The 11,442-nt window shown below is 67.5% G+C and carries 8 protein-coding genes; 5 read left to right on the plus strand and 3 right to left on the minus strand.

What is annotated here, in order from left to right; all coding sequences use genetic code 11:
- Positions 1–61: 61 nt before the first annotated feature.
- Positions 62–1,201, plus strand: coding sequence for an acyltransferase family protein (locus ASG11_RS12570; protein ID WP_055779711.1), 1,140 nt, complete (start codon positions 62–64; stop codon positions 1,199–1,201).
- Here the strand turns inward: ASG11_RS12570 and ASG11_RS12575 are convergent.
- The 3 genes from ASG11_RS12575 to ASG11_RS12585 are packed head-to-tail and all read right to left on the minus strand — an operon-like array spanning position 1,191 to position 4,842.
- On the minus strand, positions 1,191–2,441 hold the full coding sequence (locus tag ASG11_RS12575) for an arsenic transporter (protein WP_055780852.1): 1,251 nt from the start codon (positions 2,439–2,441) through the stop codon (positions 1,191–1,193). The genes ASG11_RS12570 and ASG11_RS12575 overlap by 11 nt on opposite strands.
- Positions 2,438–3,556 carry a metallophosphoesterase family protein gene (locus tag ASG11_RS12580; RefSeq protein ID WP_156363753.1) on the minus strand — a complete coding sequence of 373 codons (1,119 nt, stop codon included), beginning with the start codon at positions 3,554–3,556 and terminating at the stop codon, positions 2,438–2,440. The genes ASG11_RS12575 and ASG11_RS12580 overlap by 4 nt, the downstream gene beginning before the upstream one ends.
- Positions 3,553–4,842, minus strand: a complete 1,290-nt coding sequence (locus tag ASG11_RS12585) for an MFS transporter (RefSeq protein ID WP_055779713.1) — start codon at positions 4,840–4,842, stop codon at positions 3,553–3,555. The genes ASG11_RS12580 and ASG11_RS12585 overlap by 4 nt, the downstream gene beginning before the upstream one ends.
- 464 nt (positions 4,843–5,306) lie before the next feature.
- Here ASG11_RS12585 and ASG11_RS12590 point away from each other — a divergent pair, with 464 nt between their 5' ends.
- Genes ASG11_RS12590 through ASG11_RS12605 form a run of 4 tightly spaced genes read left to right on the plus strand, consistent with a single transcriptional unit; the run spans position 5,307 to position 11,298 of the window.
- Positions 5,307–5,630: a hypothetical protein gene (locus ASG11_RS12590; RefSeq protein WP_156363754.1), complete on the plus strand. Its 324-nt coding sequence runs from the start codon at positions 5,307–5,309 to the stop codon at positions 5,628–5,630.
- Between the two features lie 55 nt (positions 5,631–5,685).
- Positions 5,686–6,948, plus strand: a complete 1,263-nt coding sequence (locus tag ASG11_RS12595) for a TolC family protein (protein WP_055779718.1) — start codon at positions 5,686–5,688, stop codon at positions 6,946–6,948.
- Positions 6,945–8,093, plus strand: coding sequence for an efflux RND transporter periplasmic adaptor subunit (locus ASG11_RS12600; RefSeq protein WP_055779721.1), 1,149 nt, complete (start codon positions 6,945–6,947; stop codon positions 8,091–8,093). Before ASG11_RS12595 ends, ASG11_RS12600 begins: the two co-directional genes overlap by 4 nt.
- A 4-nt stretch (positions 8,094–8,097) precedes the next feature.
- A complete protein-coding gene (locus ASG11_RS12605) occupies positions 8,098–11,298 on the plus strand; it encodes an efflux RND transporter permease subunit (protein WP_055779725.1) in 3,201 nt (1,066 codons plus the stop codon).
- Positions 11,299–11,442 lie beyond the last annotated feature (144 nt).

Genomic DNA, 11,442 nt, shown 5'->3' on the forward strand with positions numbered 1-11,442 from the left:
GTGATAGTGCCCGTTCCCGTCCCCCGCCACCCTTGCCTGATCACGGATTTCGGAGGCGAATATGGAGCGGCATTACGGAATGGACTGGCTGAGGATCGGGGCGTTCGGCCTGCTGATCCTCTATCATGTCGGCATGGTGTTCGTGCCATGGGGCTTCCAAGTGAAGACGGCGCAGCCGATCGCGTGGGCCGAGATCCCGATGTTCCTGACCAGCCCGTGGCGGTTGACCTTGCTGTTCGTCGTATCCGGCTATGCCAGCCGGGCACTGGCGGCGAAGTCGCGCGGCATCGGCGCGTTCTTCCGCAATCGCACCGCCCGCCTGATCGTGCCGCTGGCGTTCGGTATCGCGGTCATCGTGCCGCCCCAGGCCTGGGTCGAACTGTCGACGCAGCATGGCTATGCGGCCGGCTTCCTCCACTTCTGGACGCGGGACTATTTCCGCTTCGGCACGCTCGACGGCATCGTCCTGCCGACCTGGAACCACCTTTGGTTCGTGCTGTACCTGTGGGTGTACACGGCGGCGCTGGTGGTGACGATGTGGCTGAACCGGTCCTCGCGCGGCCAGGCATTGTTCGACCGGGTCTTCGCGGGCTGGCGCGCGATCGCGGTGCCGGCGGCGTATCTGCTGCTGATCGAAACCGTGTTGTTTCATCGGCCCGAAGACACGCACGACCTGATCAACGATGGCGTCGCGCATCTGCGTTACGTCCCGGCGTTCCTGTTCGGTTTCGGCCTGGCCGGATCGCCTGTGGTGCTGGCGGCCTTTGCCAGGCATTGGCGGACGGCGGCGGCGGTCGCGGGACTGTGCTTCGCCATGATCGCGGCGCTGCTGCTCCGCTGGCCCGATTTCACCTTTCCCGACAGCGCCGAGGTGGTCTGGACGTACCGGATCGTCCGCCATCTGGAGACATGGACCGCGATCGCCGCGCTGATCGGCATCGCCGAGAGTTTCTGGAACCGCGACCATCGCTGGCGCGCCACCCTCGCCGAGGCGACATTTCCCTTCTACATCATCCATCAGACGATCATCGTCGTCGTGGAGGCCTGGCTGAAGCCGCTGAACATCGGTGCCACAGCCGAGTTTGCGCTCCTCGTGCCCGCCACGGCGATCGGCTGCTGGCTGTTCTACGATATTGGGCGCCGGATCGGCTGGCTGCGACCGTTCATCGGGCTGCGGCCCGCGGCCTCGCTCAGCCGATGAGCAGGCGTGCTCCAAGCGCCGCGGCGAGCGCCGGGATCATCGTCGCCGCCCCCACCTTGAGGAAGCGCCAGAAGCCGACATCCTCACCCTCCCGGCGGATCGCCTGGAGCCAGAGAATCGTCGCGAGCGATCCGGTGATCGACAAATTGGGCCCCAGATCGACGCCGATCAGCAGGGCGTCGACGACCAATCGGGGCGGATGCGCCTGCGCCACGGCGGTGCTGGCGACGAGGCCCGCCGGCAGGTTGTTCATCAGGTTCGAACCGAAGGCGAGGATCGTGCCCGAAACGGCGGCGGCGCGGGCGGGGTCGGCCGCCGCCTCCCGCAACGCCTGCGCGACATGGCCGATCACCTCCGTCCGGTCCAGCGCCTCGACCAGCACGAACAGCCCGGCGACCAGCGGCAACACGCTCCATGACACCGATGCCGCGACCTTGAATGGCGAACGCCCGGCCAGGGCGCAGACCCCCAGCATGGTCGCGACACCGGCAATGCATGTCGGCAGCCCCAGCGGCAGATCGAACGCCGACATGACGATCAGCACGATCGCTGTCGCGGCGATCCCGCCGAATGCCGCCTTGCCGCCAGTCGACAGCGGGGCGCGATCGACGTCGCAGTCGCACGCCCCCACCAGCCGCTTCCGCTCCACCCAACGCAGCGCCAGATAGGTGACGAGGATCGCGGCCAGCGACGGCAGCGCGAACGATCCGAACCATTGCCCGAGCGGCGGCATCTTCCCGCCGTAGAGGACCAGATTCGCCGGGTTCGAGATCGGCAGCACGAAGCTCGCGGCATTGGCGATCAGCGCGCAGGCGAACAGCAAGGGGAGCGGCTCGGCCTTGGCCTTCCGCGCAGCGGCGTAGACCGCCGGGGTCAGCACGACCGCGGTCGCATCGTTGGACAGAAACGTCGTCGTGACGATCCCTGTGACATAGACCAGGGTGAACAACCGGAGCGTCGACCCCCGGGCCCTGATCGCCGCGGTCGCGGCGACCCAGTCGAACAGCCCCTGTTCGCGCGCCGTTTCGCTGAGCAGCATCATGCCGATCAGGAACAGATAGACGTCCATCCCCTTGCCCACCGCGCCGAGCGCCGCGCCCGGCGGCATCAGCCCGAAGATCAGCAACAGCGCAGCACCGGACACGGCCCAGATCGCTTCGGGCCAGCGGAACGGCCGCGAGATCACACCAGCAGTCGCGGCGGCGCAGATTCCCCAGGTCACACCCGATGCCAGGATCACCAATGCCGCCCGTTCTTGTTCGGGCCGAGCTGCGTGCCCTCGATCCCGTGTTCGGGCCAGGCACCGATCGCGTGTATGTCCCGCCCCGGCGCGATCGGAACGCCCCGGCGCGGAATATCGTCCTCCGCCCGCACCAGCACACGGATAGTGTCGCGATCCTCGCCGGATGCAACGAAGAGCGTGTGCAGGCCGGCCTCAAGTGCCACGGTGGCCCGCATCAGGCCGTTCTCCGTAGCGCATGTCATCGCGTGGTCCTCGTCTCCGATCCGTAGAGTGACGGATTCGCCGGACCAGCCGTACACTTTCGCGACCACCTCGACCTCGCCCGGACGCGGCACCTGTCGCGGGTCGGCCGGCCGCGTGACCATCCGGTAATCGGCCGGCGCCGCGATCTGGACGAACGGCCACGGCGTGCCGAGGCGCTTGAAGCGCCAGCTCGGGACGCGATCATGCACCGTGATGAGCGCATAGCCCGGCTGTCCGTCGCCCTCCTCGATCTGCGCGATCGAGCGCGTCGCGCCGTAGACGACGCGGCCGTCGTTGAGCAGCTCGTTGTAATGCGTATGGCCGGTAGCGACGAACGCGACGCGCGCGTCGGCGAAGGTCTGCGCGATCGTTTCGCCATCGGCGGCGAGATCGCCGGGATAGGCGTGCATGAACACGATCGGGGTCTGCCGCTCCGCTTCGGCGCGCGCCAGTTCCTCCAGCAATCGGTTACGGTGATGCATCGTCAGCCGGAAATCCGGGCCGCCGGCACCGGCCGAGATCATGTCGAGAAAGATGCAGCGATGTCCCGCGATCACCTCGGCTTCAGGGCGATTCACCTCCGGGAAGGCAGCTTCGTAATTGACCAGATCTCCGCCCTCGAAATCGTGATCGCCCGGGATCGCTCGCCAGGGTAGGCCGAGCGGTGCCAGCGCCTCAGTGATATGCCGATATTGCTCGGGCGTGGCATGGTTCGCATTGTCGCCCGGCAGGAAGATGAAATCCGCGGCCGCGCCGATATGCGTTTCGATCTCGGCGACGATCGCCTGAAGGCGCGGTTTGCTGATCAAGCCGTCCGCTTCGTCCATATGCAGATCGCCGATATGAACCCAGCTGATCGACGCGGTCACGATCGTTCCTCCGCTCCGTCATCACCGGTGCCCGCGCAGGCCGGTCGCAGCGTTCCGGCGAAACCGACCCACAGGCCGACGCTGATCAGCGCGAAGCTGCCGAGGATGTAGAAGGCAACGTGATAGCCGAGTTCCTGCGCCAGCCAGCCGCCGATCGCGGGGCTGAGCGACGCGCCGAGGCCCTGGATCGTCATCACCGCCCCCTGCCCGACATTCACGCGTCCCGTGCCGTTGAGCAGGCAGGCGACCAGGCCCGGCACTGCGACGCTCTGCAATCCCGCGCCGATCCCGTCCAGCGCCTGCACCGGCCATACGCCCCAATGCTCGATGAACGTCCCCGCCAGCATCCCGCGCAACGGCAAGGCCGCGAACGATATCAGCATGACGAGCCAATAGCCCCGGCCCGCCGCCATCCGCATCGCGATCAGCGCGGTGACGATCATCACCGCCTGCGCGACCATTACCGTTTCGGCGACGAACAGGGCGGCATTGCCCTTGCCCGCGCCGACGACCGCGAGCCCGTACAGCGGCAGCATCGCACCGTTGCCGAGATGGAAGCAGGCCAGCGAGGCGGCGAGGATCAGCATCGGCTTGTTCCGCAACAGCGTCTTGAAACCCTCGGCCTGCCCGCCCTTCTCGTCCTTTTCGCCTTTCCCGGCCTTGCCTTCCAGCCCCCGTGCCGCACGATGGTCGATCGCCTTTTCCGGGATGGTCAGCACGGCGATGATCGCCAGCACGCCGAACACGGCGGCAAGATAGAAGATCGCCGGCATGCCGAACTTCCAGCCGAGATAGCCCGACAGGCCCGCACCCACCATATTGCCGGCATGGTTCCAGGCCTGGTTGCGCCCGTTCTGCGCGTTGAACCCGTTCTGCCGGACGATCCCCAGCGTCATGCCGGTCACCGCCGGACCGATCGCGGCCCCGGCGATGGCGGTCGCGACCTGGCTGACGGTAACGACCAGACCGGATTGCGACAGCAGGATCAGGAACGACGCCATGACGGTGCAGATGCCCGTGACGATGACGACGAGCCGCTTCTTCTCGGTATGGTCGATGAACGCTCCGGCCGGCACCGTCATGATCATGCCGGCGACCCCGCCGGCGGTCATCACGGTGCCGATCGGGCCGGCCGTCCAGCCCTTTTGCTGCAGGAAGACGCCCAGGAACGGGCCGATCCCGGCCTGCATATCCGCCATGAAGAAATTGAGCGCCTGCAGCGCCCCCTTGGCACGCTTCGTTTCATCAGAGCTGGCGGCCGGTGAGGCCATCGCACGGGTCGCCATCAAATTCTCTCACTCACCTTGGATTGAAGCGTCCCGGTCATCCCGGCTGCCATTTGGCCGCACCCTAGGCGCGATACCGACATTCCGGCCTGAACGGCTTCGTTCATATTCGGTTCACCAAATTGGCGCTGTTTCGAGAAATATTTTGTTACAATGTCCGGCTGTGAGCCAATCGACCTTCGTTGTCGCATCGAGCTTATATCAATTTGTCCGTCACCCCGGACTCGTTACGGGGGCCACCGTGCCGAGCGGTCCGCAAGCATGCCATTTTCCATCTCGAAATCCGCTGGTGTATCCCGGAACCAGTCCGGGGCGACGGATTAGTTGGGGGACACCGCTCTCAAACCCGCCGACGCCTGAATTTCGATCCACCCAGAGGAACGACGCGATGCCCGCCCTGCGTCGATCACCGAAGCTCTACGAAGAAGATTACATCGGCCGGAAGTGATGCTATGGCTGGGTCGATGCGCAAGCTGGTTCTCTTCCTCTCCCTTATCATGCTGGTCTCCGGGTGGACCGGCATGGCGCAGGCTGTGGAAGTCGGCCCCTGCCCCGAAATGTCGGCGGCAGCGCACGAGCCAGTCTATTGCGATGGCAATCAGGAGCCGGCCGATTGCGACAAGGATTGTCCGCGTCATCTCAGCTGCCACGGCCATCATGTCGGCACGCCGATGACCAGCGCCATCGCTGCCGCACCGGTTGCTCTTCCGCGCGTGTTCGTCGCGCAGCGCGGTGAAACGCTGGCCGGCCGCGAGCTCGAACAGGCCCTGCGCCCACCCAAAGCCTGACACGTCACGCGGGCGCGCGGATCGCGCCCGATCATGACCCTGTCAGGAGTATTCCATGTATCGCATCTTTGCGGCCGTTCTGGTCGCTGGCGCCTGCGCATCTTCGCTGCAGGCGCAAGGTCAGGCGTCGGCGTCCGCCGAGCCGCCGCTGACGTTGGCCGACGCGCTGGCCGCGGCCGGCGCCTCCTCTCCGACAATCGAGGCCTCGCAATCCGGCGTCCGGGCGGCGCAGGCGCAGCGCACGATCGCCGGTCTCCGACCCAATCCGTCGTTCGAGGCGATGACCGAGAACGTCGCCGGGTCCGGCACCTATCGCGGCCTGCGCTCGTCCGAGACGACCGCCGGCCTGTCGCTGCCGATCGAGTTGGGCGGCAAGCGTTCCGCGCGCGTCGCGCTTGCCGACGCGCAACTCGGGCGAGCGGAACTGGACACCGTGATCGCCGGAGCCGATCTGCGCTTGCGCGTGACCCAGGCTTACGGCGCCGCGATCGCCAGCCAGCGCCGCGCCGCCAATGCCCGTGATCAGGTCGGGATCGCGACCGAACTCTTGCGCGCCGCTCGGGTGCGCGTGGCTGCGGGCCGCGCATCGCCGCTCGAGGAGCAGCGCGCGGACGTCGCCCGCTTGACGGCGCAAGGGGCCGCCGAGCGGGCCGAACGCTCCGCGCAGGTCGCGATCGACAACCTTGCGCTGCTGACGGGTCAGATGACGAGCCGGCTTGATGTCGGGTGGTTCGACCGCGTCGATATGGCAGTGCCGACACGCGCGGTGAACATCGGCGATACGCTCGCCGCCATCGCCGCGCGGGCGGATCTGTCCACGGCCACCGCACAGGTCCGGCTCGCCCGCAGCCAGCGCGTGCCGAACATCACGATCGGCGCGGCGGCGCGGCGGATCCAGGCGAGCAAGGATATCGCCGGCGTGTTCAGCGTCTCGGTGCCGCTACCCTTCTTCAACAACGGCCGGGCCGCGATCGACATGGCCTCCGCCCAGCGCCAGCAGGCGGGTGCCAACCGGCGCGTCGCTATGCTCGATGCGGCACAGGCGATCGCCACCGCGCGAGCAGATGCCGCTAACGCCGCGATCACTGCCCGCAACACCACCGGGCCGACCCTTACCGCCGCGCAGGAGGCGGCGCGTATCGCCCGCATCGGATACCGCGAGGGCAAATTCGGCCAGCTCGATCTGCTCGAGGCCGAACGCACGCTGGCCGAAACCCGCTCGGCCGCGATCGATGCGCTGGCCGCCTATCACGATGCCGAGGCGCGGCTCGAACGCCTGGTCGCCCCGGCACCCCCACTCTTGAAGGACACACGATGAACAGCATGATCAAAGCCGCGCTCGCGTCTACGCTGATTCCGCTGGCGCTCGGTGCCTGTGGCGGCAAGATCGAGGACAAGCCCGACGCCATGGCGGGAATGGAAAACAGCGCGGGGAACACGGCAGACAAGGATGCCGTTACGCTCACCGCGCGCCAGATCGCCGATGCCGGGATCGAAGTCGCGATCCCGACGGTCGGCGGCGTCGCCGGCGCGCTAGAAGTGCCGGCGCTCGTCCAGGCCGATCCGCAAGGATTGCAGATCGTCTCCGCGACGATCGGCGGTCGCTTGGTCGCGCTGACCCGCAACCTTGGCCAGCCCGTTCGCCAGGGCGACGCGCTCGCCGTGATTGAAAGCCGCGAGGCCGCATCGCTGAACGCCGAGGTGCAAGCGGCACGGGCGCGGCTGGCATTGGCGCAGTCCAACCTTCGGCGCGAACAACGCCTGTTTGACGAACGCGTCTCGCCGGAACAGGATCTGCTCGCGGCCCGCACGGCAGCGACCGAGGCGGGCATCGCGCTTCGCCTGGCGCAACAACAACTCGGCGCGACCGGCGGGGGCGGCGGAGCGCTCAATCGCATCGCGATGCGCTCGCCGATTTCGGGGCAGGTGATCGCCCGCCCCGCGACGCTCGGCCAGACGGTCGACGCCAATGCCGAACTCTACCGCGTCGCCAATCTGGGGCGCGTCACGATTACGGCGTCGGTGTCCCCGGCCGATGCCGGGCGCGTCCGCCCCGGCATTCCGGTCGAGGTCACCGCTGCCGGCCGGCGGCAGCAAGGCAGCGTTACCTTCGTCTCGCCGGTGCTCGACGATGGCACGCGCCTCGTCCAGATCATCGCCGCGCTGGACAATCGGACGGGCCAGTGGCGCGTCGGCGAGCCGGTGAAGGCGGCATTCCTGCTGCCAGCCACCGGGGACCGCAGCATCGCGGTGCCCTCCACCGCGATACAGTCGCTGGAAAACCGCACGATCGTATTCGCCCGCACGCCGACTGGCTTCCACGCGCTGCCCGTCAGAACCGGCCGCCGCAACGGCGATCAGGTCGTCATCACCTCGGGCCTCACCGGTCGCGAGCGGATCGCCACCACCAACTCCTTCACGCTCAAGGCCGAACTCGGCAAGAGCGGCGAAATGGAGATGTGAACCCATGATCTCCCGTCTCGTCACCTTCTCGGTCGAACGCCGCTGGCTCGTCCTGCTGCTCACCGTCATCGCCGCCCTGACCGGCATCTTCGCTCTGCAACGTCTGCCGATCGATGCCGTGCCGGATATCACCAACAATCAGGTGCAGGTGAACGTCCTCGCGCCGTCGCTGTCGCCCGACCAGATCGAGCGGCAGGTGTCGTTCACGATCGAAACCTCGCTCGCCGGTATTCCGGGGCTGGAATTCACCCGCTCGCTGAACCGCAACGGCTTCGCGCAGATCACGGCGGTGTTCTCCGATTCCACCGATATCTATTTCGCCCGCGCGCAGGTCGCCGAGCGGATGCGAATGGCCGAGCGGCGGCTTCCCGCCGGCGTCATGCCGGAAATGGGGCCGATCGCCACCGGTCTTGGCGACATCTTCATGTGGACGGTCGAATATCGCGAACTCGATCAGGTCCGGCACCGCGACGGCGAACCCGGCCTGCAACGCGACGGCAGCTATATCACGCCGGAGGGCGAGCATCTCGTCAGCGAGGCCGACAAGGCGACCTATCTGCACACCGTGCAGGAATGGATCGTCGCGCCGCAATTGCGCGGCACCGAGGGGGTGGCCGGCGTGGATTCGCTCGGCGGTTACGATCGCGAATATCTCGTCATTCCGGATATGCAGCGGCTCGCCGCGATGCGCCTCACCGTCGGCGACCTGGCGACCGCGCTCGAGCGCAGCAACACCAGCGTCGGCGCGGGCACGGTCGATCTGAACGGTGCCGGCCTGTTCGTCAGGTCCGACGCCCGCGTCCGCACCGCCGACGAACTCGCGCGCACCGTCGTGACCTCGCACGAGGGCGTGCCGGTCTTGCTCAGTCAGGTGGCTGAGGTGCGCGCGGGCCAAGGCATCCGCACCGGCTCGGCATCGGAAAACGGGCACGAGGTGGTCGTCGGCACCGCCGTGATGCGCATTCGCGAGAACAGCCGCACGGTCGCGACGGCGGTGGCGGACCGGCTCAAGGCGATCGGTCGATCGCTGCCGACCGACATCGTCGCCAAGCCGGTGCTCGACCGCACCGAATTGGTCAACTCGACCATCGCCACCGTCGCCCGCAATTTGGCCGAGGGCGCGCTGTTGGTGATCGTTGTCCTGTTCGCCCTGCTCGGCAATTTCCGCGCCGCGCTGATCGCCGCTTTCGTTATCCCGATCACGATGATGCTGACCGCGACCGGCATGCTGCGTGCCGGCGTGTCCGCTAACCTGATGAGTCTCGGCGCGCTCGATTTCGGCCTGATCGTCGATGGTGCAGTGATCATCGTCGAGAATGCGCTGCGGCGGCTCCGCGAGCGGCAGCATGAGGCGGGCGACCCCTTGCCGTTGAGCGAACGCCTCGCCGTGGTCGCGGCGTCGGCGCGCGAGATGATCCGCCCGTCGCTCTACGGACAGGCGATCATCGTCCTCGTCTACACCCCGTTGCTCACCTTTTCGGGCGTCGAGGGCAAGATGTTCGAGCCGATGGCGCTGACCGTCATCATCGCGCTGCTGTTCGCTTTCGTCCTTTCCGTCACGTTCGTTCCCGCGGCGATCGCCGCGTTCCTGGGCGGGCGGGTCGACGAGAAGGAAAGCCGGATCATAGCTGCGATCAAACGCCGCTACGAACCCGGCCTGGACGTCGCGATGCGCAGGCCGAGCCTCACGATCGGCGGCGCGCTCGTCGGCGTGGTGCTCGCGGCTCTGGCCTTCTCCACTTTGGGGCAGGAATTCCTGCCGCAGCTCGATGAGGGCGACATCCTCGTACAGGCGTGGCGACCGCCCGGCACGTCGGTGCAGCAGAGCCAGCAGATGCAGTTCGCGGTCGAGAAGATCATCTCGCGCGAACCGGAGGTCGAATACGCCTTCTCGCGCACCGGCACGTCGGAGATCGCGTCCGACCCGATGCCGCCCAACGCTACCGACACGTTCGTCATGCTCAAACCCCGCGCCCAGTGGCCCGACCCGTCTTTGCCCAAAAGCGACCTGGTCGAGCGGATCGAGAAGAAGGTCTCGACCATCCCCGGCAATGCGTATGAGATCACCCAGCCGATCCAGATGCGCTTCAACGAGCTGATCGCTGGCGTGCGCGGGGATATCGCGGTGAAGGTTTTCGGCGACGACTTCGCGCAGATGAACGCCAGCGCCGTTCGCATCGCGGAGGTGTTGCGCAAGGTGCGCGGCGCGGCGGACGTGCGCGTCGAGCAGACCGAGGGACTGCCTTTGCTCGACATCCGTCCGAACCGCGATGCGATGGCCCGAGTCGGCGTCACGGCGGGCGACGTGCAGGATCTCGTGTCCGCCACGATCGGCGGGCGGCAGGCCGGCATGATCTTCGAGGGCGACCGGCGCTTTCCGGTCGTGATCCGGTTGGCGGAGGCCTCCCGCTCGGATCTGCCGACGCTCGGGCAATTGCCGGTGCCGACCGCGAGCGGAGCGTTCGTGCCGCTCGCCAGCGTCGCGGACATCGCGATCGGCGACGGTCCGAACCAGATCAGCCGCGAGAACGGCAAGCGGCGGGTGGTCGTGCAGGCGAACGTGCGTGGGCGCGACGTCGCCGGCGTCGTCGCCGACGCACGGGCGGCGCTCGATGCACAGGTCGCTTTGTCCCCCGGCACCTATCTCGAATGGGGCGGTCAGTTCGAAAATCTGGCCGCCGCCCGCGCGCGGCTGTCGATCGTCGTGCCGATCTGCTTCGCGGTCATCATGCTGCTACTCTACGGCGCGCTCGGATCGGTCCGGGACGCCGCCCTGGTGTTCACCGGCGTTCCGCTCGCGCTGGTCGGCGGCATCCTCGCGCTCGTGCTGCGCGGCATGCCGTTCTCGGTATCGGCGGCAGTCGGATTCATCGCGCTGTCCGGCGTCGCCGTGCTCAACGGCTTGGTCATGGTCAGCTCGATCCAGGATCTGAGGCGACAGGGGATGGATCGTGCGCAGGCGGCGCGGGAAGGCGCGCTGCTCCGCCTGCGACCGGTGATGATGACCGCGCTCGTCGCGTCGCTCGGGTTCGTGCCGATGGCACTCGGCCACGGTGCCGGCGCGGAGGTGCAGAAGCCGCTCGCCACCGTAGTCATCGGCGGCCTGATTTCTGCGACGTTGCTGACGTTGTTCGTCCTGCCGACGCTCTACGCTCGATTCGGCGGCACGTTGGCGAAGCGCGACCGGGCGGAACCCGGCGGGTGAAATCCACTCGGCGCAGCGGCGCGGCGATCCGGCGCAACCCCATTGTCCTCCGCCACGGTAGGAATAGCCTCTCCTGCGGGGGGCGTAGTCGGAGTCGGCGCGCCCATAATGGCAGACCGACACCGCGCGCCCGAACAGGGAGAG

This window comes from Sphingomonas sp. Leaf357 (assembly GCF_001423845.1).
Lineage (GTDB): Bacteria > Pseudomonadota > Alphaproteobacteria > Sphingomonadales > Sphingomonadaceae > Sphingomonas.

Coding starts and splice junctions, on each gene's coding strand:
- ASG11_RS12570 (WP_055779711.1), top strand. CDS start 62: ATGGAGCGGCATTACGGAATGGACTGGCTGAGGATCGGGGCGTTCGGC.
- ASG11_RS12585 (WP_055779713.1), bottom strand. CDS start 4,842: ATGGCGACCCGTGCGATGGCCTCACCGGCCGCCAGCTCTGATGAAACG.
- ASG11_RS12605 (WP_055779725.1), top strand. CDS start 8,098: ATGATCTCCCGTCTCGTCACCTTCTCGGTCGAACGCCGCTGGCTCGTC.
- ASG11_RS12600 (WP_055779721.1), top strand. CDS start 6,945: ATGAACAGCATGATCAAAGCCGCGCTCGCGTCTACGCTGATTCCGCTG.
- ASG11_RS12595 (WP_055779718.1), top strand. CDS start 5,686: ATGTATCGCATCTTTGCGGCCGTTCTGGTCGCTGGCGCCTGCGCATCT.
- ASG11_RS12590 (WP_156363754.1), top strand. CDS start 5,307: ATGCGCAAGCTGGTTCTCTTCCTCTCCCTTATCATGCTGGTCTCCGGG.